The sequence below is a fragment of the Streptomyces purpureus genome, from assembly GCF_014648195.1.
In the GTDB taxonomy this organism is placed as follows: domain Bacteria; phylum Actinomycetota; class Actinomycetes; order Streptomycetales; family Streptomycetaceae; genus Streptomyces; species Streptomyces purpureus.
The window spans coordinates 43478-69657 of the sequence record NZ_BMQQ01000034.1 but is presented as its reverse complement, the minus strand read 5'-3'; the positions used below and the strand labels follow the sequence as shown (position 1 = coordinate 69657).

General features: G+C 73.0%; 17 protein-coding genes. 6 read left to right on the top strand and 11 right to left on the bottom strand.

Annotated features, from left to right (window positions below; genetic code table 11):
* Positions 1-5692 (bottom strand): type I polyketide synthase (locus IEZ01_RS30240; RefSeq protein WP_189204899.1); only part of this gene is annotated, 5692 nt, incomplete at its 3' end.
* Between the two features lie 295 nt (positions 5693-5987).
* Between IEZ01_RS30240 and IEZ01_RS30235 the strand changes: the two genes are divergently transcribed.
* Both IEZ01_RS30235 and IEZ01_RS30230 read left to right on the top strand, forming a co-directional pair.
* The gene (locus IEZ01_RS30235; RefSeq protein WP_019886427.1) at positions 5988-6794 is read left to right on the top strand and encodes a lantibiotic dehydratase C-terminal domain-containing protein; all 807 of its coding nucleotides are present in this window, start codon (positions 5988-5990) and stop codon (positions 6792-6794) included.
* A gap of 31 nt (positions 6795-6825) precedes the next feature.
* Complete coding sequence (locus IEZ01_RS30230; RefSeq protein WP_019886426.1) at positions 6826-7878, top strand: 3-dehydroquinate synthase family protein; 1053 nt, start codon at positions 6826-6828, stop codon at positions 7876-7878.
* A 78-nt stretch (positions 7879-7956) separates the two neighbouring features.
* Here IEZ01_RS30230 and IEZ01_RS35765 read toward each other — a convergent pair whose 3' ends face one another.
* The 4 genes from IEZ01_RS35765 to IEZ01_RS30210 form a co-directional block, all read right to left on the bottom strand.
* A complete protein-coding gene (locus tag IEZ01_RS35765) occupies positions 7957-8850 on the bottom strand; it encodes an LppU/SCO3897 family protein (protein WP_019886425.1) in 894 nt (297 codons plus the stop codon).
* Between the two features lie 297 nt (positions 8851-9147).
* Positions 9148-9819 carry an HAD-IA family hydrolase gene (locus IEZ01_RS30220; RefSeq protein ID WP_019886424.1) on the bottom strand — a complete coding sequence of 224 codons (672 nt, stop codon included), beginning with the start codon at positions 9817-9819 and terminating at the stop codon, positions 9148-9150.
* 10 nt (positions 9820-9829) lie between these two features.
* Entirely contained in the window at positions 9830-11128 is a 1299-nt protein-coding gene (locus IEZ01_RS30215; RefSeq protein ID WP_189204897.1) for a Gfo/Idh/MocA family protein, read from the bottom strand.
* Complete coding sequence (locus IEZ01_RS30210) at positions 11125-12288, bottom strand: DegT/DnrJ/EryC1/StrS family aminotransferase (protein WP_019886422.1); 1164 nt, start codon at positions 12286-12288, stop codon at positions 11125-11127. Before IEZ01_RS30210 ends, IEZ01_RS30215 begins: the two co-directional genes overlap by 4 nt.
* Before the next feature lie 272 nt (positions 12289-12560).
* Between IEZ01_RS30210 and IEZ01_RS30205 the strand changes: the two genes are divergently transcribed.
* Both IEZ01_RS30205 and IEZ01_RS30200 read left to right on the top strand, forming a co-directional pair.
* A complete protein-coding gene (locus IEZ01_RS30205) occupies positions 12561-13001 on the top strand; it encodes a type II 3-dehydroquinate dehydratase (RefSeq protein ID WP_019886420.1) in 441 nt (146 codons plus the stop codon).
* Positions 13002-13178: 177 nt separating this feature from the next.
* A complete protein-coding gene (locus IEZ01_RS30200) occupies positions 13179-13934 on the top strand; it encodes a thioesterase II family protein (protein WP_189204905.1) in 756 nt (251 codons plus the stop codon).
* Between the two features lie 49 nt (positions 13935-13983).
* Here IEZ01_RS30200 and IEZ01_RS30195 read toward each other — a convergent pair whose 3' ends face one another.
* Positions 13984-14724 carry a 4'-phosphopantetheinyl transferase family protein gene (locus tag IEZ01_RS30195; protein WP_019886417.1) on the bottom strand — a complete coding sequence of 247 codons (741 nt, stop codon included), beginning with the start codon at positions 14722-14724 and terminating at the stop codon, positions 13984-13986.
* Entirely contained in the window at positions 14721-14969 is a 249-nt protein-coding gene (locus tag IEZ01_RS30190) for a hypothetical protein (RefSeq protein ID WP_019886415.1), read from the bottom strand. The genes IEZ01_RS30195 and IEZ01_RS30190 overlap by 4 nt, the downstream gene beginning before the upstream one ends.
* Positions 14970-15089: 120 nt before the next feature.
* Here IEZ01_RS30190 and IEZ01_RS30185 point away from each other — a divergent pair, with 120 nt between their 5' ends.
* A complete protein-coding gene (locus IEZ01_RS30185) occupies positions 15090-15983 on the top strand; it encodes an ROK family protein (protein ID WP_019886413.1) in 894 nt (297 codons plus the stop codon).
* A gap of 10 nt (positions 15984-15993) precedes the next feature.
* Here IEZ01_RS30185 and IEZ01_RS30180 read toward each other — a convergent pair whose 3' ends face one another.
* From IEZ01_RS30180 to IEZ01_RS30165, 4 genes are all read right to left on the bottom strand, one after another.
* Positions 15994-17028 carry an AfsR/SARP family transcriptional regulator gene (locus tag IEZ01_RS30180; RefSeq protein WP_189204896.1) on the bottom strand — a complete coding sequence of 345 codons (1035 nt, stop codon included), beginning with the start codon at positions 17026-17028 and terminating at the stop codon, positions 15994-15996.
* A 408-nt stretch (positions 17029-17436) separates the two neighbouring features.
* Complete coding sequence (locus tag IEZ01_RS30175; RefSeq protein ID WP_229833290.1) at positions 17437-20250, bottom strand: helix-turn-helix transcriptional regulator; 2814 nt, start codon at positions 20248-20250, stop codon at positions 17437-17439.
* Between the two features lie 294 nt (positions 20251-20544).
* Entirely contained in the window at positions 20545-21624 is a 1080-nt protein-coding gene (locus IEZ01_RS30170; protein WP_028797538.1) for a magnesium and cobalt transport protein CorA, read from the bottom strand.
* Between the two features lie 137 nt (positions 21625-21761).
* Positions 21762-22841, bottom strand: a complete 1080-nt coding sequence (locus IEZ01_RS30165; RefSeq protein WP_189204894.1) for a peptidoglycan recognition protein family protein — start codon at positions 22839-22841, stop codon at positions 21762-21764.
* A 210-nt stretch (positions 22842-23051) separates the two neighbouring features.
* On the opposite strand from IEZ01_RS30165, the gene IEZ01_RS30160 reads away from it, so the two are divergent.
* A complete protein-coding gene (locus IEZ01_RS30160; RefSeq protein ID WP_189204892.1) occupies positions 23052-26105 on the top strand; it encodes a YfhO family protein in 3054 nt (1017 codons plus the stop codon).
* Positions 26106-26180 lie beyond the last annotated feature (75 nt).

Sequence of the window (26180 nt, the reverse complement as noted above, 5' to 3'; positions counted from 1 at the left end):
TCTCCAGGACGACCTCTTCAGCGCCCGAGATGACCACCGAGGCCGGCCCGTTGACGGCGGCGATCGACACCCGGTCGCTGCGGCCGTCGATGAGGTTGAGTGCCTCGTTCTCGGTGAGGTTGAGCGCGGCCATGGTTCCGCCCGCGGGAAGGGCCTGCATGAGGCGCCCGCGTGCGGTCACCAGCTTGGCCGCGTCGGGGAGGGTGAGGATGCCGGCGACGTGGGCGGCGGCGATCTCGCCGACGGAGTGTCCGGCGAGGTGGTCGGGGCGTACGCCCCAGGACTCGTAGAGGCGGAAGAGGGCGACCTCGATGGCGAAGAGGGCGGGCTGGGTCCAGCCCGTGTCGTCCAGACCGTCACCTGTGTCGATGACTTCGGTGAGTGATCCGTCGAGGTACTGGTCGAGTTCGGCGCAGACGGTGTCGAAGGCGTCGGCGAACGCGGGGAACGCGGCGTACAGTTCACGGCCCATCCCGGCCCGCTGCGCACCCTGACCCGTGAACAGGAACGCCGACGCCCCGTCCGACGGCGTGTCCAGCGTCGTCGCCGGGCCCGTCCTGCCCTGGGCCAGCGCCCGCAGCTCGGCCAGCGCCGACCCACGGTCGGCGGCCGTCACCACGGCCCGGTGCTCCAGCGCGGCACGGGTCGTCGCCAGCGCGTACGCCACATCCCGCGCGGCCAGCTCCGGCCGGTCCTCCAGATACGCCGACAGCCGGGCCGCCTGCGCCGGCAGCGCCTCCGTCGACGCCGCCGACAACACCCACGGCAGAGCGGCCGGTTCCGCCACCCGCTCGGGCTCGACGGCCTCCTCGGCCGGCGGCTGCTCGATGATGACGTGCGCGTTCGTCCCGCTCACACCGAACGACGACACACCCGCCCGGCGCGGACGGCCGGTCTCCGGCCACGGCCGCGCCTCCGTCAGCAGCTCCACCGAGCCCGCCGACCAGTCCACGTGCTCGCTCGGCTCGTCGATGTGCAGCGTCCTCGGCAGCACGCCGTTCCGGATCGCCTCGACCATCTTGATGACACCCGAGACACCGGCCGCCGACTGCGCGTGCCCGATGTTCGACTTCAGCGAACCCAGCCACAGCGGCCGGTCCTCGGGGCGGCCCTGACCGTAGGTGGCGAGGACCGCCTGCGCCTCGATCGGGTCACCGAGCGTGGTGCCGGTGCCGTGCGCCTCCACGGTGTCGACGTCGGCCGCCGACAGACCCGCGTTGGCCAGCGCCTGACGGATCACCCGCTGCTGCGCCGGACCGCTCGGCGCGGTCAGGCCGTTGGACGCGCCGTCCTGGTTGATGGCGCTGGCCCGGACGACCGCGAGGACCGGGTGGCCGTTGCGGCGCGCGTCCGAAAGCCGCTCCAGCAGCACAAGACCGGCACCCTCGGCCCAGCCCGTACCGTCGGCCGCCGACGCGAACGCCTTGCACCGGCCGTCGGTGGCCAGACCCTGCTGACGGGAGAACTCCACGAACGACGACGGCGTCGACATCACCGCCACACCGCCCGCGAGCGCCATCGCGCACTCACCGCTGCGCACCGCCTGCGCCGCCAGGTGCAGCGCCACCAGCGACGACGAGCACGCCGTGTCGACCGTGACCGCCGGACCCTCCAGGCCCAGCGTGTAGGAGATACGGCCCGAGACGACACTGCCCGCCGTCCCGATCCCGATGTACCCCTCGGTGCCCTCCGGCGCCTGGCCGAGCTGGGAGCCGTAGTCGTGGTACATCACGCCCGCGAAGACACCGACGCTCGAGCCGCGCAGCCCCGCCGGGTCGATCTTGGCCCGCTCGAACGTCTCCCACGCCGTCTCCAGCAGCAGCCGCTGCTGCGGATCCGTGGCGAGCGCCTCACGCGGCGAGATCCCGAAGAACCCCGCGTCGAACTCACCGGCGTCGTAAAGGAACCCGCCCTCACGAACGTACGACGTACCGGTGTGGGACGGGTCCGGGTCGTACAGCTTCTCCAGGTCCCAGCCACGGTCGTCGGGGAACGCGGACACCGCGTCCACCCCGTCCGACACCAGCTGCCACAGCTCCTCCGGCGAGGTGACCCCGCCCGGCAGCCGCACACCCATGCCGACGATGGCGATGGGCTCGTCGTCGTACCCGGCACCGGTCGCCACGAACTCCGCCGCGGAGCCGCCGTCGCTGATCAGCTGCGCCCGCAGGAAACGGGCGATCGCGGCCGCGGTGGGGTGGTCGAAGGCGAGCGTGGCCGGCAGCCGCAGACCGGTCGCCTCGGTGAGACGGTTCCGCAGCTCCACGGCGTGCACGGAGGTGAAACCGAGCGCCTTGAAGGCGCGTTCCGCGCCGACCGCGCCCGGCCCGTCCAGCTCGGCGGTCCTGGCCGCCTCGGTCCGCACCAGCTCAAGGAGCATTCGCACCCCGCCGTCCTCGGGCAGCGCGGCGAGCCGCTCGCGCAGCGCCGCGGCGCGGGCGTCGTCGGCCTCGGAGGCGCGCGGCGCCGCGTCGACCAGATCGTCGAAGAGGGACGGCACGGCGTCGCGGTGCAGCGTGGCCGTGTCCAGCTTCACCGGGAACAGGCAGGCCGGCGAGGCGAGCTGGGCGGCGTCGAACATGGCGAGACCCGTACGGGCCGGCAGCGTGCCGATCCCCGCCGGGACGCTCTCGGCGACCGCCGCCGACGGCAGCTCCCACGGCCCGTACGCCAGCGCCTGCGCCGGCAGCCCGCGCGAGACGCGGTGCTGGGCGAGGGCCTGCACGAACGCGTCGGCGGCGGCCTGGGACGGGTCGCCGGGGATGCCGAGCAGCGCGTCGGCGGACGACAGCAGCACGAACGCGGCCGGCTGCGCGGCCCGGGTCAGCTCGTGCAGGTGCAGCGTGCCCTCGACGGTGGCGCGCAGCGCCGCCCCCGGCCAGAAGTCCTCCGGGTCGGGCGCGTGGACGACCGTGCCGACCGGCCGCTCGGCATGACCGAGGACCCCGGCGAGCGCGGCCCGGTCGGTGAGGTCGCAGACGTGTACGGCGACGGTGGCGCCGAGCGCCTCGAGTTCACCGCGCAGCGTGTCAGCGGCCTCTCCGCCGCCGCTGATCAGCAGCAGATGACGGGCCTGGTGCGCGGCGACCAGATGCCGGGCGACGGCGCCGCCGCGCGGACCGTCGGCGCCGGTCACGACGGTGGTGGCCTCCGGGTCGACGAGCGCACGCGGCGCGTCCTCGACGGCCGCGGAGACCCGGGCGAGCCGGGGCTGAAGTACGAGACCGTCCCGGACGGCGAGCCGGTCCTCGCCGGATCCGACCGCCGTGAGCAGCGCGGCGGCGACGGGGCCGCCCGCGCGGTCCTCGGTGGCGAGCCCGGTGTCGAGGTCGACGAGCGTGATCCGACCCGGATGACGGGCCTGCAGCGCACCGGCGTACCCCCAGGCGGCGGCCTGCGCCAGGTCGGGCGTGTCGGCCCCGGCCCCGGTCGCGACGGCCCGCCGCACCACGACCACCAGCCGCGACCCGGCCACGCCTTCGTCCGCGAGCCACGGCTCGACGGCCTCGGCAAGCTGCCGCACGACCTGCTCGGCGGCATCGGCGACGGCGGCTTCGCGTGTTCCGGCACCGGCCGTACGGGCCTTGCCGCCGGCGGCGGTGGCACCGGCACCGGCGCCGAGGGGCTTGTCCGCCGCGCCCTTACGGGCCGCACCGGCACCGCGCCCGGCGCCCGAAACCTGGCCGGATCCACCGGCCGTACCGGCAACGGCCTCGTCAGCACCGGCCTTAGGAGCCGTACCAGCCGTAGCAGCTGTACCTGCCGTACGGGCCGCTCCCGCACCGGGACCGCGCCCAGCGGGCTTGTCCGGCCCGGCACCGTCCGCACCGGCCGTACGGGCCGCACCGGCACCGGCACCGGCACCGGCCGGTCCGCCCTCCGCCGCGCCCACGCCCTCCGGCGCCGACGGCGCGTCTGCCAGCGACAGGACCGTGACCGCCGGGAGCGGCGCGCCCGCGGCGACCGCGGCGCGGACGGCCGCCAGGTCGGTGTACGGCTCGGCCCGCAGGCCCGCCGCCGTGAACGGGGACGCGTCCGCGCCGGCGATCGCCCAGCCGGAGGGGGCCGTGGACGCGGTCGGGACGGACGGCAGCGGGATCCAGTCCTGCCGCAGCAGTGCCTCGAAGTGGCTGCTGCCGGCCGCCCGCAGGCGGCCCGGGCGGTCGAGGAGCGCGAGGCGGGTGACCTTGCCGGACTGGGTCCGGGGCACCTCCTCGATCTCGTACAGCTCCTCGGGGACCTTGTAGTAGGCGAGTTCCTCGCGGCACGCCGCGAACAGCGCCTCCGGGTCGAAGCCCTCCTCCGCCGGGACGATGAACGCGACCGGCACCTCGCCGAGGATGTCGTGCGGCTTGCCGACGACCGCGCAGTCGGCGACGCCCGGCACCCGCCGCAGCACGTCCTCGACCTCGCCCGGGTGGATGTTCTCCCCACCCCGGATGATCATTTCCTTGATGCGGCCGGTGACGGTGAAGTACCCGGCGCCGTCACGGCGGGCCAGGTCACCGGTGCGGTACCAGCCGTCGCGCAGCGCGGCCGCCGTCTCCTCGGGCTTGTTGTGGTAGCCGGCCATCACGTTGGGGCCGGAGACCCAGACCTCGCCCTCCTCGTCCGTACCGACCTCCGCACCCGTCTCCGGGTCCACGAGGCGGACGTTGAGTCCGGGCACCGGCAGACCGCAGGAGCCCTCGACCCGGGCGCCGGTCGGCCAGTTGATGGTGATGGAACCGCATGTCTCCGTCGATCCGTACGCGTCGAGCAGCGGCGCGCCGAACGACTCCTCGAACGCCTTCCGCAGCGACGCCGTGGTGATCGCGCCACCGACCAGGCACATGCGCAGCGCGGGCGCGCGGAAGCCGCGCTCACGGGCGGCCCGCACCAGGTAGTGGTACATCGTCGGCACACCGCCGAGGAACGTCGAGTCGTCCTCGGCCAGGCCCCGCAGGACCTCCTCCGCCGAAAAGCCGTCGACGATCCGCGCCGACGCGCCGACCGCCGTCACGGCGAGCACGCAGAAGATGTGCGACAGGCTGTGGAACAGGGGCAGCGGCCACAGCACCCGGTCCTCGGAGGTGAGCCCCGGCACGGGCGCGTAGCAGGCGGCCACGGACCACAGGCAGTTGCGCTGGGTGGAGAGCACTCCCTTGGGCTTGCCGGTGGTGCCGGAGGTGTAGAGGAGCCAGGCGACGTCGTCCAGGCCCAGGTCGTCCCGGGCGGGCAGCGCGGGCTCGGTGGTGGCGAGCCGCTCGTACGCGACGCAGTCCGCGGGCACCGCGCCCTCGTCGTCGACCACGACGACCCGGAGCTGAAGCCCGCCGCTCTCCAGGAGCGGGCGGACCTGCGCCAGATGGGCGGCGTCGGTGATCAGCAGCCGCGCGCCGCTGTCGGCGAGCAGATAGGACAGCTCCGCCTCGGTGGAACGGGGGTTGAGCGGCACGCCGATCGCGCTCGCCCGCGTGATGGCGAGATAACTCTCCACCGTCTCCACGCGGTTGCCCAGCAGGATCGCGGCCCGGTCGCCCGGCTGCAGCCGCAGCTCGGCGAAATGGCCGGCCAGCCGGCCCGTACGGGCCTCCAATTCGGCGTATCCGATGCTCCGCCGACCGTCACTGAATGCCGTCTTGTTCCCGAAGGAAAGCGCATGTGATTTCAGCAGTTCGGGCAACGGCCGTATCAGTTCGGTACGCAGCATTACCGATCCACCCCTTGTTCGGAAAAGACAAAGACACGCTGTGTGGCTCAGTCTTGACCGGCAGGGAGGAGCGGGGACCCCAGACGACCCCCCTAGGACCGCCCTCATTCACCGGGGCCGAAAGCTTTCCACCCCAGAGAATGGAAGCCGATTCACCCGGACCTTAGTCTCACTTCTGGGGCCCTGTCCCGGCTGGGAGATTACCGGCTCGCCGGTGAAACGCAAGATGTCACCCGAACAAATTCCAAGGCTGCCCCGAATCGAACCGTCCGACTCCATACCGAGGTGATCCGCAGTGACGCGCAACTGGTTGTACTGCCGGCTGTCCGGCCAGGCCTGGGCCGATCAGGGCGCCGCCCTGACGCCGCGGCTGCCCGCCGCCGTGGCGGGGGCGCTCGCCCCGGTGCTCAACGGCCGGGCCGGCCACTGGTTCTTCCACCCGCTGCGGGAGGCCTCCGGCACCCCCGGCACCGAACTCTGGCTCGACGCCGACGCGTCGATCACCCAGGACGTGCTGACCGCGCTGCTCGCCGAGGCGGACCGCACCGGCAGCCGGATGTTCCACCGCTACGAGGAGCGCGCCGCCGCCTTCACCGACGAACTCTCCATGCGTTCCAGCGCCTTCGCGCTGGCCGTCGCCGAGGCCGGCGGACTGCCCGTCGCCGACCGGCTCACCCTCGCCGTCCTGCACCTGCGGCACGTCGCCGCGCTCGTCCCCAGCGCCGACCGCGCCGCGTTCCTCTTCCTGTGCTGGCAGCACTGGGCCGCCGGCATCGACCCCGACCAGCGCCTCGCGCTCGGCCGCCGGGCCACCGCCGACGGCGCGGCCCTCCTCGAACTCGCCACCGCCCTGCCGGTCTCCCTCGTCGGGGGCCGCCGCACCGCCGACACCTGGCGCGGCTACCTCCGCACCCTCGACACCGCCGTCAGCGACCAGGAGGTCAGCTGCGAACTGCCCGGCACCTACCTCCTCTTCGAGCACGCCCACCTGACGCACCGAAGACTCGGTATATCCCGCGAGGCCGAGGCGCTCGCCGCCCTCGTCCTGCGGACCGCACCCGAGTCCGCGTTCCTCACCACGCCGGTCCTCCAAAGGGTGTGACCGGCACCGACACCCGCATGGGAGGACCTCCATGACCCTGACGACCACGTCGTCGGCCGCGACCGAGCGGCGCAGCGTCCCCGTGAACCTCGGAGACCGCTCGTACACCGTGCACATCGGCCCGGGCGTACGGCATCTGCTGCCCGGCATCGTGGCGGAGACCGGCGCCGACCGCGTCGTGATCGTCTCCGCCCGCCCCGACGACTGGGTGCCCGATCCCGGTGTGCCGTCCCTGCGCGTCCGCGCCAGGGACGGCGAGGTCGACAAGAACCTCGTCACCGTCGAGGAGCTCTGCCGGGCCTTCGCGGGCTTCGGGCTCACCCGCCACGACGCCGTCATCAGCTGCGGCGGCGGCACCACCACCGACACGGTCGGCCTGGCCGCCTCGCTCTTCCACCGCGGCGTCCCGGTCATCCACCTGCCCACCTCGCTGCTGGCCCAGGTCGACGCGAGCATCGGCGGGAAGACGGCGGTCAACCTGCCCGAGGGCAAGAACCTGGTCGGCGCGTACTGGCAGCCCAAGGCGGTCCTGTGCGACACCGACTTCCTCGCCACCCTGCCCGAGCGCGAACTGACCAACGGCTACGGCGAGCTGGCCCGCGCGGCCTTCATCGGCGCCGGCGACATCCGCCATCTCCCCCTCCACGAGCAGATCGCGACCAGCGTCGCGCTCAAGGCGTCCGTCGTCATGTCCGACGAACGCGACTCCGGCCCGCGCCACCTGCTCAACTACGGCCACACCCTGGGCCATGCCCTGGAGATCGCCACCGACTTCGCCCTGAAGCACGGCGAGGCGGTCGCCATCGGCACGGTCTTCGCGGGCCGCCTGGCCGGAGCGCTCGGCCGGATCGACGCCGGCCGCGTCGCCACGCACCACGAGATCGTCGCCGGATACGGCCTGCCCACGGAGCTTCCCCTCGGCCCGTCCCCGGACGAACTCATCGCCCTGATGCGCCTCGACAAGAAGGCCGCCCACGGCCTCGCCTTCGTCCTCGACGGCCCCGACGGCGCGGAACTCATCCAGGACGTCCCCGAGGAGGTGGTCCGCCACACCCTGGAGGCGATGCCCCGACGCCGCTTCTGAACCCCGGCTCCCCCCCTATGCGCACGAGACCCCGGACCGCTCAGGTCCGGGGCCTCGTCGCGTCGTCCGCTTCGGCGGCTACTTCTTGATCTCGTCCAGGCAGAGCACGAACTGCTTGCCCGAGCTCCGCCGGCCGCCGCGGGTCTGCTCCTGGTAGCCGATGTCCGACCGGCCCTCGCACCGGGAGGTCTCCAGGGTGTCGGGGATCACCTCGACGACCTTGTACACGGCCTCGGCGCCACCGCACTCGACGACCTGGAGGTCGGGAGCCACGGTGGTGCCGTTGTTCTTGAGGCAGTCGCCGGCCTTCGCGTGGTCGGCGTCGTCCTGGCTGAGGAAGTAGCCCACGGCCAACACCACGAGGCCGGCCACGACACCGACGCCCTTGAGGATCGTCTTCGCACCGACGCCCCCGCCCCCGTTGCCGGACGGCGGGACGGGAGCGGACGGCGGGACCGGGCCAGGACCCTGGGGCATGGCAGGCCCCGAGGACATGACCGGACCGGACGGCATGACGGGCGCCGGCGGCGGGAGGGGAGTGGACCGCTTGCCGACGAGGTGGGCGAGGACCCAGGCTGTTCCCGCCGCGACGACGAGACCGAGCAGGGCGATCCACTCGGCGTCGCCGTTGGCGCCCCACCACGCCTTGGCCGGAATAAGGGGGTCGATCTCCATCATGTCCCCGATGGCCGGGACACCGTCCTGCTCGGCGATGATGAGCGGAACGGCGTTGGTGTAACCGAAGAAGGCCCCGAGCGCGGCGACCAGCGCCCCTGCGGCCCAGGCACCGGCCCTGCCACGGGCCATCAGGCCGGTCACCAGGCCGACCGCCGCTCCGTTGAGGAGGCCGTGGGCCACGTACAGGATCTGGGCCGTCTCGACCGACTGCTCCTTGTACGTGAACAGGACGACGCCGGTGTAGAGCAGCGAGACGACGACCGAGACGAGGAGCCCGAGGAAGAAGGCGCCCACGGGATGGCCGGGCCTTCGCTGCTGGCCGTAAGGCGCCTGATGCGGGGGAAACGTTCCGCCGGGGACAGGCGCCGGCGGCTGCCACGACGGTACGGGCGGCTGACCGGGCGGCTGACTGGGTGGCTGGTGGTACGGGTGGTACTGCGGCGGATGGGGCTGGTGCTGGCTCATGGTCCCCCGTCGAGCAAGGAAGGGCAGGGGGTGCCAAGCTATCAACCGCCCCTCGGGGCAGATCGTCCGGGACATGACACGGACCCCGGCCCCCGAGGTGGGGGGCCGGGGCCGGGGCCCGCGACGTCAGACGGTGTCCAGGACCGGGAGGAGCGCGAGGAGTTCGGAGGGGTGGCGGAGAATCGCGTCCGGGCCCGCCGCCGCGAGCTCCGCCTCCTCTACGTCCGCCCAGACCGCCGCCACCGCGGCAACCCCGGCGCCCCTGGCGCTGGTCAGGTCGGTGACCGCGTCACCCACCATCAGCGCCTCGCCCGGCTCCACGCCCATCAGCGACAGCGCGAGCTTCACGATGTCCGGGGCCGGCTTGGGGCGTTCGACCTCGTCCGAGCCGATGACATGGTCGAAGAAGTCACGCACCCCGAGCGAGCTGAGCAGCGACCGCGCCCGCGGCCCGCTCTTGCCGGTGGCCACCGACATCCGTATGCCCCGCCCGCGCAGCTCGCCCAGGAGCTCCACCACGCCGGCGAAGAGCGGCACCTGATGTGCCAGGCGATAGCTCTCCCGGACGAAGGGCTCCTCCATCTCCTGGGGGAGCCCCATGATCCGCATGATGTCGGGGAAATATCGGCCCTGGTGGCGGTTGTACTCCTCGAAGGGCGCCGGGCCGTCACCCACGACCTCCGCGTACGCCACCGTGAAGGCCTGACGCATCACCTCGAAGCTGTCCACGAGGACACCGTCCAGGTCGAAGACGACCGCCCGGGTCGTGCGGCTGTGCCAGTTCATGCTCTCGGTCATGGGGCTTTCCTCACCGGTGTGTCGGGGCGGGGATCGCCCGCCCGTTCGTGGAGACATCGGCGCCGTCGACACGTACCGGGGATGCGATACGTACGGCGACAGCCGGTTCATCGGAAGTGGCGGCCGCCGCCGGGGCGGCCGGGGCGGAGGCGAGTGGGCCGGGAGCCGCCGTGGCCCGCCGTCCCGCCGCCGCACGCGCCGTGCGCGTCGCCCGGGCGGCGCGGGCGGTTTCGTAGATCCGCTCGATCACGGCGATCGTCCGCCGCGTCTCACGCACCGCCCGGCCACGGCTCTCCGGCGCCGCGAGCAGCGCCGGCAGTTCGTCGAGCTGGCGCATGTACTCCGCGCCGATCGGCTCCACCGGGAACGGCACCTGCGTGACCACGCCGTCCTTGGTCAGCGTCAGCTCGGCCGACTCGACCCGGTTGGGGCTGAAACCGAACGTGCACCGCAGCGTCGCCGTACCCTCGCTGCCGTCCACCCGGATCACCGTGACATCACGCGGCTCGTGCGACGCCCAGCTCGCCCGCAGCCCCACCGACACCCCGGTGTCGGTGACGAGGAACCCGCGCGCGGTGTCCTCCACGTCGCCCGCCGAGTCGTCGTCGTAGGCGTGCAGACTCTGCTCCTCACGCCACGACGCCCGCGCCACACTGCTGCGGACGAAGTCGTCGGAGACCGTGCCGAGCGCCTGGTCGAAGGTGATGTCACCCCTGACGTCACCCAGCAGCGGGGTCACCGTGTCCAGCAGATGCCAGCCCAGGTCCACCAGCGCGCCGCCGCCCGCGTACTGACGCTGGGTGAACCAGCCGCCCGCGTCCGGAATGCCCCGGGCCCGCACCCAGGACAGATCGACGTGCCGGATGTGCCCGAGGTTCGCGACGAGTTCCCGCAGCGCGAGAACATCGGCACGGTAGCGCGCGGCGCTGCCCGCCAGCAGCAGGGACCCCCCGCCGGTCTCCGCCGCGGCGAGCTGCTCCGCCTCCTCGGAGTTGAGACAGACCGGCTTCTCCAGGAAGACCGGGACGCCGTTGACCAGCAGTCGGCACGCGATCGCGGCATGCAGATGGTTGGGGACCGCGACCACGGCCAGATCGGCCACGTCAGGGGTCAGTTCGTCGACGTCGGTCAGCAGCAGGGTGCCGGTACGGTCGTGCACGGCCGCCGCCAGCGCGGCCCGGTCCGGGTCGACCAGCGCGCTCACCGCGAAACCGGGGTGCTCCCTCAGCCGCGGCAGCCAGATCGACTTGGCCGCCCAGCCGAGGCCGACGACCGCGACCCGCACGACCCCGTGCGGGGCGCCGCTCATGCCTCCGCCAGCGTGTCCGCGACGATCTCGGCGACCTGGTGGATCTGCTCCGGCGTGGCGAGCAGGGTCCGGTGGTGCAGCCAGATCGCGTCGTTGTTGATCGCCTCGGTGTTCGGGCAGCGCGCCGCCACCTGCTCCAGCGTCTCGTCCGGCGCGCCGGTCTCCCAGAAACCGTCCGAACGGTAGATCGCGCGGAAGGCGATGAACGCCGGCAGACCCCGCTCGATCAGCTTGTCCACCAGCTCGTTGCGCTTCTCCTCGGCCATGCCCGGGATCCGGAACATCTGCATGTAGTGCGGGTGCGAGGTGACCCGCGGATCGTGCTTCTGCGGCACCACACCCGGGATCTCGGCCAGCAGCGAGCCGAGCAGCTCCGCCCGCTCCTGGCGGGTGGCCAGCTGCGCGGGGTAGCGGCCGAGCTGGGCCCGGAGCACCGACGCCGAGAACTCGTTCATGCGGAAGTTCGAACCGGACGTCTGGTGGAAGTACTTACGGTCCGTCCGCGGCCGGCCGCAGGAGTGACGCAGGAACGCCTCCTCGTACAGCTCACGGTTGGGGAACAGCACCAGACCGCCCTCACCGGCCGTCATCAGCTTGCCGTTCTGGAAGCTGAACGCGGCGACCGAGCCCAGCTCGCCGTAGCCGCGGCCCTGCCACTCGCCGCCCTGGCCGTGGCACGCGTCCTGGACGATCTCGATGCCCTTGTCGGCGGCGAGCTTCGCCAGCGCGTCCATGTCCGGGAAGTGACCGGCCATGTGCACCGGCATGATCGCCTTGGTGCGCGGGGTGATCGCGGCCTCGGTCGCGGCGATGTCCAGGCAGTACGTCTCAGGGTCGACGTCGACCGGCACCGCGACGGCACCCAGACGCTGCGCGGCCTGCGACGACGAGATGAAGGTGAAGGCCGGCACGATCACCTCGGTGCCGGGGCCGACCCCGAGCACCTGCAGGGCCAGCTCCAGGGCGTGGGTGCCGTTGGTGACGGCCAGCGCGTACTCGGCGCCGTGGAACGCGGCGAACTCCCGCTCGAAGGAGTCGACTTCACTGCCCCCCATCCGCCACCACTGCCCCTGCTCCAGCGCACGGATCAGCCCGGCCCGCTCCTCGTCGCCGTACTGGGGCCACTGGGGGAGTTCGAGAGGCTGTCGGTTACCAGACATGCTCAACCAATCCTTCTTTTCGAGGAGGCCTGTGCCTTTTCGAGGAGGCCTGTGCCGGGGAATGTTCATTCGGCATAGAATTCAACCGGCTGGACGGGGTGATTCCCCACGCCGGGTTATCACGCTACCCCAGGGATGACGACGCTTCCCATCCCCTACGTGCCCCCCTATTTGCCCCCAGGGATTCCGCCGCGTACCCCCTTGCATTTCTCGAACAACAAAAGGGGTGCTAGAAATCGAGAGGCAAACTCCCGATGCAGAGAGGTGGGAACGTGCCCGCGATACTCATGGTCAACGGCCCGAACCTGGGCATCCTCGGCCGACGCGAGCCCGAGGTCTACGGAACGGCCACCCTGTTCGACATCGAGCAGGCCATCGAGAAAGAACTCGCCGAACGCGGCTGGGACCTGGTGTCCGTACAGCGCGAATCCGAAGGCGAACTCATCAAGTCCATTCAGGAGCACTACTACACCGTCGGCGCCATCGTGAACCCCGGCGCCCTCATGATCAACGGCTGGGGCCTGCGGGACGCGCTCGCCAGCTACCCCCGCCCCTGGATCGAGGTCCATCTCTCCAACGTCTGGGCGCGCGAGCAGTTCCGGCACGAGTCCGTCCTCGCCCCGCTCGCCAACGGCGTGATCGTCGGCATGGGCGCCCTGGGCTACCCGCTCGCCGCCCGCGCCCTGCTCAACATGACCCCGGCCGCCGTGTGACCCGCGCGTGACCGGCAGCAACGCCCACCGGGGGCCGGCCCCGCGCACCGGCCCCGGCCCCCGGCCCCCGGCACACCACCGGTCCGGCCACACGGCCGGACCGCCTTCGTGAGGTGAACCCCCATGTCTCCCGCAGCACCCGCAACTCCCGCCACACCGGCGGCGCCCGCGACTCCGGTGACGTCCACCGCATCGACGGACGCCTGGATCCGGCGCTACCACCCGGCGCCGGACGTCGGCATCCGCCTCGTGACCCTGCCGCACGCCGGCGGATCCGCCCCCTGGTTCCGGCCGTTCTCCGCCGCGCTCTCCCCGCAAATCGAGGTCCTGTCGGTGCAGTACCCCGGCCGCCAGGACCGCTTCCGCGAGGAGCCCGTCACGGACATCGCCACCCTCGCCGACCACATCACCGAAGCCCTCGCCCCCTGGACGGACGGGCCGCTCGCCCTCTTCGGCCACAGCATGGGCGCCACCGTCGGCTTCGAGGTGGCCCAGCGCCTGGAGCGCCTGGGCACCCCGCCGGTCGCCTTCTTCGCCTCCGGCCGCCCTGCCCCCGGCCTGGACCGCAAGCACCTGATCCACCGCCTCGACGACGCCGGCCTCCTCGCCGAACTGCGCACCCTCAGCGGCACCGACCCGCGCGTCTTCGAGGACGAGGAGCTGCTCCAGCTCATGATCCCGGTCGTCCGCGGCGACTACCGCGCCGTGGAGACCTACCGCTGCGCACCCGGCGCGCGCGTCGACTGCCCGGTCACCGTCCTCGTCGGGGACAGCGACCCCCGCGTCTCCCCGGACGACGCGGCGGCCTGGGACCAGCACACCAGCCGGCCCATCGACTTCCATGTCTTCCCCGGCGGCCACTTCTACCTCGCCGACCACCAGGAGGCGATCACCGCCCTGGTACGCGATGCCCTCGCCCCGTACACCCGCTGACCCGCCGGCCCCCGGACGCCGCACCGCACGCCGGATCGCCCGCCGCGCGTCAGGCGCCCGGCGCGGACCGGTCTTCCGAGGCGGACCGGTCCTCCGGGGCGGACCGGTCTCCTGGGGCGGCGAGGGCGATCGCCGACACCAGCAGGCCACCGTCCGCCGCCCAACGTCCCTCGAAACGCGTGACCTTCCCGCCGCCCAGCGGCAGACCGGGCACCAGCAGCCGCGCCGAGAACGTCCCCGCCCGACCGTCGGCCGGGTCGAAGACGATCTCGGCATCCGGGAAGTCCAGCTCCCGCCGCGCCAGCGGAAACCACGTCTTGTACACCGCCTCCTTGGCGCTGAACAGCAGCCGGTCCCAGGCCACCGCGGGTCGCGCCGCCGTCAGCGCCGCCACATGCCGCAGCTCGGCAGGCCGGGCCACACTCCCCAGCACCCCGTCCGGCAGCGGCAGATCCGGCTCGGCGTCGATCCCGATCCCCGCCAGATCCGCACGCCGCGCCAGCGCCGCCGCCCGGTAGCCGGTGGTGTGCGTCATGCTGCCGACCACACCCTCCGGCCAGACCACGGCATTGCGGTGCCCCGGCAGCAACGGCACCGGCGGCAGCCCCAGCTCGGCGAGCGCGCGCCGCGCACAGCCGCGTACGACCGCGAACTCCCGCTGCCGGGCGGGCACCGCGTCCGCGACGACCGCCCACTCCTCGGCGTACAGCTCGTCGGCGGGCACGCGTCCGGGATCGTCGCCGAAGGCCTCCGCCCAGGCGACGGACCCCGGCAGCAGCGACCCGATCACGGCGCCTTGGCCCCGCCGTCCGCCAGCACCGGCGGCACCCCGGCCGCGGCCGCGATCACCGCCTCCACCGACTGGAGCACGACCGCGCGCAGCGCCTCCAGCGGCGCCGGGGCGGAAGCGGACCCGGCCGCCACGGCCGGCTCGCCGAGACCACCCGCGAAAACACGCAGAGCCGCCTCGCAGGAATACCCGGAATCCGCCGTGCCCGATTCCGCAACCGCCATTCGCACTTCTTCGGTGAACATGTTCCCTCCCGCTTCCGCCCATCTCGTACGAGTACCTGGTCAGAAGCTAGTCCGGGCCATGCGCGAACGGTCCCCTACACACCCCCCAACGGCGCCCTGAACACAGTCGGAGGAGAATCCATGAGTTATCTAGGAATTGACGTCGGCGGCACCAAGGTCGCATTCCGTACGGAGAATGCCGCCGGAATCGGTGAAGAGACGGAGTCGTCGTTCCGCTGGCCCAGGACCCGTTGCGTACGCGACGACCTCACCGCGCTCGCCGAGCACACCCACGCCCTGCGGTCACGTCTGGAACGTCCGGTCGAGGCGGTCGGCGTGGCGATGCCCGCCACCCTCGCCCCCGACGGGCGGGTGCTGACCTGGCCAGGCCGGCCGTTCTGGGAAGGAGTCGACCTACGGGCCGAGTTGGCGGCGCTCCTGCCGGGCGCCGAGGTCCGCTGCGCCGACGACGGCGACCTCGCGGCGCTCGCCGAGGCGGACGCGGCCGACTGCGGCGATCTGGTCTACCTGGGCGTCGGCACCGGCATCGGCGGCGGCATCGTCCTCGACGGCCGCCTCGTCCCCGGCGCGCACCGCGGCTCGTGCGAGGTCGGCCACATGGTCGTCGACCGGCGCGCGGGCGACCTGTGCGACTGCGGCCGGCGCGGCTGCGTCCAGTCGGTGGCCTCCGGCCCCGCCACCCTGCGCCGGGCGGCCGAACTACGCGGAGAACCATTGGAGTTCACGGACCTGCGGGACGCCTTCACCGCAGGGGAGCGCTGGGCCGTCGACGCCGTGGGGGAGAGCTGCGCCGCGCTCGCCGCCGCGGCCGTGAGCCTTGCGGAACTGGTCCACCCCGCCCGGATCGTCGTCGGCGGCGGCTTCGCCGCGGGCGTCCCCGGCTTCGTCGAGACCGTCGCCCAGGAAGTCACCCGCCTCGCCCGCCCGGCCTGGACCCCGCCCCCGGTCCACCCGGCCCGGCTCGCCGGCCTCTCCTCCCTGCGCGGCGCGCTCCTGCTCGCCCGCAGGCCGTGAGCGGCGCGCCTCACCACAGCGACGCCCACAGCGGGTCCGCGCCCCGCCAGCGGTGGGCCATGGCCAGCTCCTCGCCGCGGGCCCGGGCGGCCGTACGAGCATGCGGGCTCACCCCGCCCGTAGGGGAGGAGAAGAGGTCGGGGCGCGACCGCGGCCCGACGGCCGCCGCCACCGGAGCCGGCGCGGGCACGGGAGCCAGAACAGGCGCCGGAGCAAGGACCGGGGCCGGGGCCGGGGCCGGAGTCAGGACGGGGGCCGGCGCCGGCGCGGCGTGCGGGCGGCCCGGGACGGCGAGCGACTCGTCGTGCTGGAGGATCTTCATCTCCAGCGACTGCAGCTCCCGCCCGGGGTCGAGCCCGAAGGTCTCCACCAGCGCCATCCGGGTCCGCTGGTACGCGGCGAGCGCCTCACGCTGCCGGTGGCAGCGGTACAGCGCCAGCATCAGCTGACCGCACAGCCGCTCCCGCGCCGGCTCCGCCTCCGTCATCGCCTCCAGCTCCCGCACGATCTCGAAATGCCGGCCGAGCGCCAGACCCGCCTCCGCGCTGTCCTCGAACGCCGCCAGCCGCTCGTTCTCGAGGAGCGCCGTCTGCGGCCAGTCGATCCCCGTCTCGGTCAGGTCCGAGAGCGCCGGACCGCGCCACTGCGCCAGCGCCTCGCCGAGCGTGGCGGCAGCGCGCTCGGCGCGCCCCTGGGACAGCTCCGCCCGGCCCCGCTCGGCCAGGGTCCGGAAGCGGTGCACGTCGACCGCGTCCGGGTCGACCCGCAGCAGATAGCCGGGCGAGCAGGTGACCAGCTCGACCTGGCCATCGCCGTCGCCCTCGGCGAGGGTGCGGCGCAGCCGCGAGACCGCGTTCTGGACCATCTTGCGGGCCGTGGGCGGCGCGTCATGGCCCCACACCGCGCGCACCAGCGCGCTGGTGGCGACGACCTTGTTGCAGTGCAGCAGCAGATAGCCGAGCGCCGCGCGCTGGACGAGTCCGCCCAGCGCCAAGGGCTGACCACCGCTGATGACTTCGACCGGACCGAGGATTCCGAACTTCACCGTGACCACCGTCTCTGGCTGGGCTGGCTGGGCTGGTAAGGCAGCATCAACTGCACACCCATAGGAAACCAACCGCCCGGTCTTTTTGTCAATGTGTCAGGGGTGATTGAGTGCCGATCTCGCAGACGATCTGACCATGTGCCCCTTGCCTTACGGGCCGTCCACCCTCCGGCTCAGCTACCTCCATCCTCCGAGGCGGACGCCGAACTGCCTGGTGAGGGCGGTGACGGGTGGGGCCGTTCAACCCCGGGCGGCCGACTGCACACCTGCCGCACACCCTCCCGCCCCACCCAGGAAACGTACCAACTGACCGGTCTCGTATCGCGGCTGGGCGGGCGCAGAATCACCACCTCACCCGCAGACGACCCACCACCCGCGGACGGATCCCGAGCCCCGGACGACGCCCCCTCACGCGGCCCGTCCACTGCCCGCCTCCGTACCCAGACCCGCCGGCAGCTCCCTCCGGTGCTTGATACCGAGCTTCCGATACGTACGTGTCAGATGCTGCTCCACCGTGCTCGGCGTCACATACAACTTCGTCGCGATCTCCCGGTTCGTGTACCCACGCACCGCCAACGCCGCCACCCGACGCTCCGACTCCGTCAGCACCGAACCATCCGCCGACTCCTTCACCCCGGCATCACCACCCAACTCCTCCGGCGCCGACATCAACTCCGCCGCCAGCGGCCCCGCCTCACACAACCGCGCCATATGCCGCGCCCGCCGGAACAACATCCGCGCCCGACGACTGTCCCGCACCGCGTAATGCGCATGACTCAAGTCCGCCAGCACCCGAGCCTGCTCATACCGGTCACCACACTCCTCGAACAGATCCAGCGCCTCCGCCAGCAACTGCGGCCGCCGCTTCACCGGCCCCGACGCCGCCATCAACCGCAGCGCCAACCCCCGCACATACGGCCCCGCCGCCTCCGGCCGGCCCAACTGCTCATACGCCAGCTTCTTCGCCTGATCAGCATTACCCAGCCGCAGCCACGCCTCCGCCGCCCCGATCCGCCACGCCGGCAACCCCGGCACATCCAGACCCCACGCCCGCATCCGCTCACCACACGCCAGGAAATCCGCCAGCGCCGCATGACAGTGATTCGTCGCCAGCTGATACTGACCCCGCGCATACAGATACGTCAGACCATGCCGCGTCTCGAACATCGCCTCCGGCACCGACTGCGTCAGCCGACGCGCCACCTCCGCATGATCACCCGTCCGCGTCGCCGCCACGATCAACGTCCCCAGCGGCAACCCCACCGCCGTACCCCACGCCTTCGCCGGCAACACCGTCAACGCCAGCCGCGCCTGCGCCAGAGCCGTCGTCAGCTCACCCGTCCGCAGCGCCGCCTCCGCCCGCGCCGCCGCCAGGAACGCCCGCAGGGTGGCCGGCAGCCGATGCACATCCTTCGCCGTCAGCCGCTCACACCACGCCAGCGCATCCGCCGGACGACCCGCCGCCGTCAACACCGACAACGCCGTCAACGCCGCCTCGTCCGACCACTCGTCCCCCCGCGCCCGGTCCAGATCCGCCAGCAGCCACTCCGCACGCTCCGCCGCCTCATGCGCCCGCCCCCGCGTCAACGCGTCCGCCAACAGCCCCGTCGCCCGCAGCAACGGCCCCGTACGCGCCGGGAAACCCGCCCCCACCAAGGCACCCTCCGCCACCGGCGCCGCCTGCGGACGGCTCTCCAGCGCCAACGACGGATGCGTCCACGCCACCCAGTGCTCGAAGTCCGGCAGCTCCGAAGACCCACCCGCCACCGGCACCCGGCCACTCGCCCGCAGCCGCTGCAACAGCCGCGCCGCCTCCTCCGTCCGGCCATGCCACAACAGCCGCCGCACCAGCGACACCCGCTCCTGCTGACCCAGCCGACCCGCCGAAGCCGCCGCCGTCAACGTCCCCAGATGACGACCCGCCGCCGCCGGATTGGCCAGCCACTCCACATGCACCAGCCGCGCCAGCACCTCCGTACGCCCCGACTCGTCCTCGCAGAAACGATGCGCCAGCTCCAGGCACCCCAGAGCCACACCCCGCCGGTCCGCCAGCAGAGCCCGCTCCGCCGCCTCCCGCAACGCCTCCACCGCCCAGACACCCGGCGCCGACTGCGCCTCCACCAGATGTGCCGCCACCCGCTGCACCGCAGCCCCATGCCCATGCAGCATCCGCGCCGCGGCCAACTGCAACGCATCCCGGTCCGTCCGCGACAGCGCCTCCAGCACCGCAAGACGCGCCACCTCCGAACGGAACCAGCCGCCCTCCAGCAGCCCCGCACCGTTCATCGCGGCACGCACCGCCGCCACCTCCACCGCCGGCACCCCCGACAGCTCCGCGAGCTCGGCCTCGTCGACCGCACCCCCCTCGAAGCCACCACCCGGGGAGCCACCACCCAGCACAGCCAGCGCCCGCACCACCGCCAGCGCCCGCGCGTCCCCACGGTCCAGATGACCCACGAACGCGAGACCGTAACCCTGCGGCCGGATGCCTCCGCACTCCAGATGGTCCGCCACCAGGGCCGACAGCAGCAGCGCATTGCCACCCGACACCACATGGAACTCCGGCGCCAGCGCGCCCGCCCGCTCCTCCCCGAGCCGGCCCGCCAGCAACTCCCGTACGCCCTCCAGCGACAGCGGCTCCACCCGCAGCCGGTGGCAGTACGGCCGGCGCTGCAACTCGGCCCGGAACAGCGGCAGCTCGGGACGCGTGCTGGTGTCGTCGGCGAGCACCAGCACGACCGGCACCGGCCCGATCCGCCGCACCAGATGCAGCAGACAGTGCAGCGTCGCCGCGTCCGCGTGATGTATGTCGTCCACCGCTATCAACAGCGGGCGTTCCGAAGCCAGTTCCAGCAGCACCCGGCACAGCCGGTCCAGCACCCGCACCAGACCCGGCCCCGGCACGTCCCCCGCACCCTCACCGGCCGCGAGCGCCTCGGCCCCCTCCTCCAGCCAGGCGTCCGCCTCCCGCGCCACCTCCGACGGCAGCGAAGCCCCATGGAACAGCTGGCTCAGGACCCCGAACCCCAGAGCACGCTCCGCCCGCGCGCCCACCGCCCGCAGCACCCGCACCCCGGCCGTTTCCGCCTGTGCGATCGCATAGTGCAGCAGCTCGGTCTTCCCGTTCGGCCCCGGACCGTCCAGAGCCACGGCGCTTCCCCTACGCGCCACACAATCGGCCAACAGACGGTCGAGCAATTCCGTATGCACGGTCCGCTCCACGAGTCCCACAATTCCCCCCTGGCTCGCCTGGTTCCGCGCCTCGCACGGAAATCGGTTCGAGATCACGGGAATTGAGACTAGGGATGGCTGGTAATCACACCAGCCCTGCGATGCCACCCCTCAGTAATCGCCCATCCTCCCCCCAGGTGGGGCAGGGGTAGGGGGGTACGCCACCACCCCACACCCCCGCACCGGCCACGCACTCGATCCGGCAAGGAGTGGCTCAGAGCCACCCGTTGACCCAGATCCGCCGTTCGGTCAGAGCCGCCCGTTCGCCCAGATCCGGCCGTTCAGTCAGAGCCAGCCATTGCGCCGGAACGTCCGGTGCAGCACCACACACGCCACCAGCGTCGCCCCCGCCACCAGCGGATACCCGAACGTCCAGCGCAGCTCGGGCATGTAATCGAAGTTCATCCCGTACACCCCGCACACCATCGTCGGCACCGCGACGATCGCCGCCCACGCCGTGATCTTGCGCATGTCCTCGTTCTGCGCCACCGTCACCTGCGCCAGATGCGCCTGCAGGATCGAGTCCAGCAGCGCGTCGAACGCCGTGATCTGCTCACTCACCCGCGACAGATGATCCGCCACGTCCCGGAAGTACGGCTGCATGTCCGGCCCGACCGGACCCGTCCCGGAGGCCAGCGTCTGCAACGGCCGGTCCAGCGGAGCCACCGCCCGCCGCAGCTCCAGCAACTCCCGCTTCAGCTGATAGACCCGCCCCGCGTCACCCCGACTGGCATGCTCGCTGAACACCGCCGTCTCCACCGCGTCCAGATCGTCCTGCACGGCATCGGCCACCGCCATGTAATCGTCCACCACATGGTCCGCTATCGCGTGCAGCACCGCCGTCGGCCCCTTGGCCAACTGCTCCGGCTCCGCCTCCAGCGTCTCCCGCAACGGCCCCAGCGAACCATGCCGCCCATGCCGCACCGTGATCACGAAGTCCGGCCCGGTGAACACCATCAGCTCCCCGGTCTCCACCACCTCACTGGTCGCGGTGAGCTCCTCGTGCTCCGCGTACCGGACCGTCTTGAACACCGCGAACAGCGTCTCGTCGTACCGCACCACCTTCGGCCGCTGATGCGCCTGCACGGCGTCCTCCACCGCTACCGGATGCAGCCCGAACAGCTCGGCCAGCCCCCCGAACTCCTCCGCCGAAGGCTCGTGCAACCCGATCCAGACGAACCCGCCGCCCGACTTACGGGCCTTGCGCACCGCCTCCTCCGCGCCGCAGGACCCCGTCTGCCGCAGACCGTCGTCGTACACCACGCAGTTGACCACCGAGCTGCCCAGCGGAGAGCGCGCCGGGTGGCTCAGGTCGACGGTGCGGCGGTAGGCACGACGCACGACACGCCGGAGGTTACGGATCATCGGCACGACGGGCTCCTCGGGGCGGCGGATGACAGATGGCAGATGACTGCTGCCCGATGACAACTGACAGATGACGGATGACCGCCGACGGACATGGGCGGTCAGTGTGCCATCGTCCTCGCCGCGCGCCCTCCCCGTCACTCCAGCAGCCGCCCCCACGTCCGCGCGTCGACCACCCCGTCGGCAGGCAGCTGCCGCGCCGACTGGAAACCCGTGACCGACGTCTCCGTCGCCGCGCCGAAGACACCGTCGACCGCCGTCGGCACACCGCCCGTGGCGAGCAGGGTCTGGAGGGCCGACACGGCCGCGCCCGTGTCGCCGAGCCGTACGGGCACCACGACCTGGTGCCAGACCTGGTTCCCCGCGATCCCGTCCTTCGTCGCGTGGTTCACCGTCTGGACCTCCCGTACGGCTGCCTCCGTGGCCGGACCGAACGCGCCGTCGACCGTGACCGGCTGCCCGTACCGCACCAGCAGATGCTGCAACGCCACCACCTGCCGCCCCGAGTCGCCACTGCGGACGACCGGCCACACCGGCGCCGTCGGGTCGCCGCCGAGCCGCGCCGCCACCTCCCGCCGCAGCTGGGGCAGCATGGCGTAGAGCCGGTCGCCGGGGCAGTCGGTGGCGTTGAAGTCCCGGTGCCCGTAGATCTGGTAGGCGCGCAGGCCGTACTGCCGGCAGATGTGCGTGCAGAGTTCGAGCAGCGCGGCGTACTGGGCGGCGGGCTGGCCGACCTTCATGTACGTGCCCTCGTTCTCGATGCCGACGGCGACCTGGTTCTGGCCGTACGCGTGCGCCGACTCGACCTGGCGCGTGCCGCCCTGGAGCGCGGAAACGCTCTCGTGGCGGCCTTCGAGGATGTACGCGCCCCGGCTGATGGTGAAGTGCTGCCCGGTGTCGATCCAGCCGCGCACGTCCATCTGGTCGTTCTGCATGATGTGCGCCAGGTCGATCGCCGCCGCCGGCGAGAGATCGGTGGTGTTCGGGGTCGAGGTGTGATGGACGATGATCTTGTGTGGCGCTGTGGTGAGCACCCGGACAGGGCTCCGCGACGGGCGTGCCCCCCACCCGGCGCAGCCGAGGATCTCCGGCCCCGCGGCGGCCCGGGCGGAGCCCGCCGCCCCGAGCGGGAGCAGCCCGGCCGCACCCACGGCGAAGGCGCCGGTGAGGAGCGAGCGGCGGCTCGGCCGGAGGCGGAACGTATCTGACGAAGTCATGTGAAGTCCTCGCAGTCCCTGACGTAACGGTCCATGACGGCGCGTGAGGGACCAGTAGTACGTGGGGCGGCGGCCAACCCCCAGCGTTTCGCGCCCGTGTCGCGCCGCCGGGCGGGACGCGGCCGGGGCCCGCCGCGTCACCCGGAATTCACCCCGGGTGCGCCCGGGCTCCGCCCCGTGATGGGACGCGGGTCGTGTGGCTGGAGTGTCATGGCCTTCGTGCTCCTTACCACCGAGGCCGTGCCGGCCGAGGCCGAGCGCGCGCCGCACCACCGGCCCCGCCCGCGCCGTCTCCGGCTGAGGGCGGCGGTCGGCGCCGCCGTGCTGTCCTGTGTCGTCTTCTGCCTCGGCGGAGTCCTGGCGGGCAGCCATCCCTTCGGGCCGACGACCCGCAACATCGTCGATCTCGGCAACCAGTACCTGCCGTACCACTCCTACTGGCGCGACCTGCTGCTCGGCCGGACGGACGGCGATCTGTTCCTGAACTGGACGACCGGCTACGGCTCGAACTTCCTCGGTGACGTGGGTACGTATCTGAGCAGCCCGTTCGACCTGCTGGTGGTGGCGTTCCCGGCGGACCGCCTGGAGCCGGCGCTGTACGTCATCACCGCGGCCAAGGTGACGGCGGCCGGCGCCGCGATGGCCACGGCCCTGCTGACCCTGCGCCGGGGCCCCTGGCCGGTGGCGGCGGTGCTTGGCGCGGCGTACGCCCTGTCGGGCTGGACGTTCAACTACGGCGCGTACGTCCCGATGTGGCTGGACGGCCTGATCGCGTTCCCCCTGCTCTGCCTGGCCGCCGAATGGTCCCGCACCGCCCGCCGCCCGGTCCTCGGCCCGCTGGTGGTGGCGCTGGCCTGGATCGCGAACTTCTACACGGCGTACATGGCCACGATCGGCGCGGCGATCGTCCTGGCGGTGCGCCTGCTGACGACGGAGGAGGGCGCGCCGGGCCTGCCGGCGGGGGAGACCCGGACCGGACTTCGCCGCCCTGGTGAGGGCGAGGGCCACCCGGGCGGGGCCCGCCCCCGCCGGTACGGTGAGGGCTCGCGACTCACGGGCTCGCACGCCGCCGAGCGCGCGGGGGAGACCGGGACCGGGCTCCGCCGGTCCGGCGGCGGCGAGGGCCGTGCCCGTCCGTACGAAGATGGTCGTCCGACGGACGGCGCCGGACCTGCGGTGGAAGGCGTCGTGCCCCGCCGCCCCGGCAAGGGCCCGCGGCTCGCGGGTCTGCTCTCCTGCGGCGACGGGACGCGGTCCCGCCCGTCCGGCGACGGCGGCGGCGAGGACCGCTCCCGTCCCTCCCGCTCCCTCCGCCCCTCCCGTCCCGGCTGGTGGCCGACAGCCCGAGCGGCAGACAAGGGCGGCCCTCGCACCGGGCCCCGGCCCCGGCCCGGCAAGGTCGCCGCGCTGATGCGGGCCGTGCGGACCGTCGGGATCGGGGTCGGGCTCGCCTCGCCCGTGTTCGTCGTCGTGCACGCCGGGACGCAAGTCGCGGATCCGACGCCCGCGGTGACGTTCGCCGCCGTCGACTGGACGGAGGTGTTCGCGCGGCTGCTGCCGGGGACGGCGAGCGTGGCGTCACCCGCCCTCCACATCGGCACCCTCGCCCTGCTGCTCGCCCTGACGCTGCCCTTCAACCGCGCGCTCGCGCTCCGCCCCCGGCTCGTGTGGACGGCAGCGATCTGTCTGGTCGCGCTCTCCACCCAGTGGGAGCCGACCCACCTCCTGTGGCACGCGGGCGCCTCCCCGAACGGCATCCCCTACCGCCAGGCGTTCGTCCTCTGCGGCCTGCTCCTGATCGCGGCCTGGCTGTCCGCCGCCCAGGGGCTGCCCCGCCCACCCGTGCTGCTCGCGGCGGGCGGGCTCCTCGCCGTCATGGCGTTCGCGGCGCGCGGGAGCACCGTCGTCGACCGGTGGAGCTACCCCGTGCTCCTGGCCGCCCTGGCGGCCGGTGCCGTGGCCGCCGCCGCGGTCGTACTGGGCGGGCGGTACGCACCCGGCTCCCGGGTCCTCCCGGCCGTGGCGGTCGTCCTGCTGGTCGCCGCGCAGGCGGGCGAGGGCGCCCTCGGCGGCTCACGCGTCGAGCGGCGGCAGCTGGCGCAGGTGTCCTGGGCGCCCCCGCTGGGGCCCTGGCACGAGGACATGGCGCGGGCGACCGCCCGCGAGGACGCCTGGCCGCGCCACCGCACGGACCCGGGCGGGGCCGACGGCGGCGTACCGGGCGGCAACGACTCGATGATCGCCGGCGGTCAGGGCGCCGACCACTACAGCAGCCTCACCGCGGAGATCTACTCCGGCACGCTCTCCTCGCTGGGCTTCGGCCACTACGCCAAGGGACGGCACGTGGTCAGCCTCGACAACCCCGTCACCGACGCGATCTTCTCGGTCGGTACGCGGATGCGGGCCACACCCTCGGCTCCGGTACGCCTCGACGCCCCGCCGAGGGCCACGATCACCGCCACGCACCGGCCGGTGCCGCCCCTGGTGACGGTCCGCCGCGACCTGCACCTGCCCGGCGCGGACGGCGAAGACACGGACGGCAGGAGCGGCTTCGGGGACGACGCCTTCGCCAACCAGGAGCTGCTCCTCGGCGCCAGGGTGTACGACGTGCCGACACCGACACCGGCAGCTGCCACCGCCCCTGGGACGCTGACCGCCGCCTGCCCCGCCGGCGCCGAGGTCTACTTCTGGGCGCCGGGTTACAGGGGCACGGCCACGCTCGGCGACGCCCGCCCGGTGGCCTTCGCGGGCAAGCTCCCGGCCGTACGGGCCCCGATGCGGCGGCTCGGTACGGTCCCGGCGTCCGGCGAGGTACGGATCGCGCTGCACTCCCCGGACGCCCGCCCGGCCCTGCCCCGCCGGCCGGTCGGCTGCCTCGTACCGGAGCGTCTGGACGCGGCCGTACGGCAGTTGACGGCGACCGGCGCGACCCGGGTGGAGGCCTCCGGCCACACCCTCTCCGCGACGCTTCCGCCCGGCAGCACCGGAACCGCCGTCGTCGCCGTCCCCCGGATCTCCGGCTGGACCTGCGCCGCAGGCGATCAGACCCCCGCGCCCGCCCGTCGCCACCTCGGTCTGCTGGCCGTACCGCTGGACGGCACGGCGACGACGATCAGCTGCTCGTTCCGGCCGCCGGGGCTGCGCCTCGGTGCCGGGATCGGCGGCATCGCGCTGGCCGCCCTGCTCGCCCTCGCCTGGCACCACCGATCCCGTCCGGCGAACAGCCCGGCCCCTCCGGGAAACGGGCGGAAAGAATTCACCTGACGTGCAAACGCGTATCGTCCGCCCGTTTATCGGCGCCGGTACCGTGCTCTCCGTACTGGCGTTCAAGCGTTTGGA

Excerpts from the sequence above, each read along its gene's own strand:
- IEZ01_RS30190 (WP_019886415.1), bottom strand. The coding sequence starts at position 14,969 with ATGTTCACCGAAGAAGTGCGAATGGCGGTTGCGGAATCGGGCACGGCG.
- IEZ01_RS30160 (WP_189204892.1), top strand. The coding sequence starts at position 23,052 with ATGGCCTTCGTGCTCCTTACCACCGAGGCCGTGCCGGCCGAGGCCGAG.
- IEZ01_RS30230 (WP_019886426.1), top strand. The coding sequence starts at position 6,826 with ATGACCCTGACGACCACGTCGTCGGCCGCGACCGAGCGGCGCAGCGTC.
- IEZ01_RS30210 (WP_019886422.1), bottom strand. The coding sequence starts at position 12,288 with ATGTCTGGTAACCGACAGCCTCTCGAACTCCCCCAGTGGCCCCAGTAC.
- IEZ01_RS30185 (WP_019886413.1), top strand. The coding sequence starts at position 15,090 with ATGAGTTATCTAGGAATTGACGTCGGCGGCACCAAGGTCGCATTCCGT.
- IEZ01_RS30220 (WP_019886424.1), bottom strand. The coding sequence starts at position 9,819 with ATGACCGAGAGCATGAACTGGCACAGCCGCACGACCCGGGCGGTCGTC.
- IEZ01_RS30170 (WP_028797538.1), bottom strand. The coding sequence starts at position 21,624 with ATGATCCGTAACCTCCGGCGTGTCGTGCGTCGTGCCTACCGCCGCACC.
- IEZ01_RS30215 (WP_189204897.1), bottom strand. The coding sequence starts at position 11,128 with ATGAGCGGCGCCCCGCACGGGGTCGTGCGGGTCGCGGTCGTCGGCCTC.
- IEZ01_RS30165 (WP_189204894.1), bottom strand. The coding sequence starts at position 22,841 with ATGACTTCGTCAGATACGTTCCGCCTCCGGCCGAGCCGCCGCTCGCTC.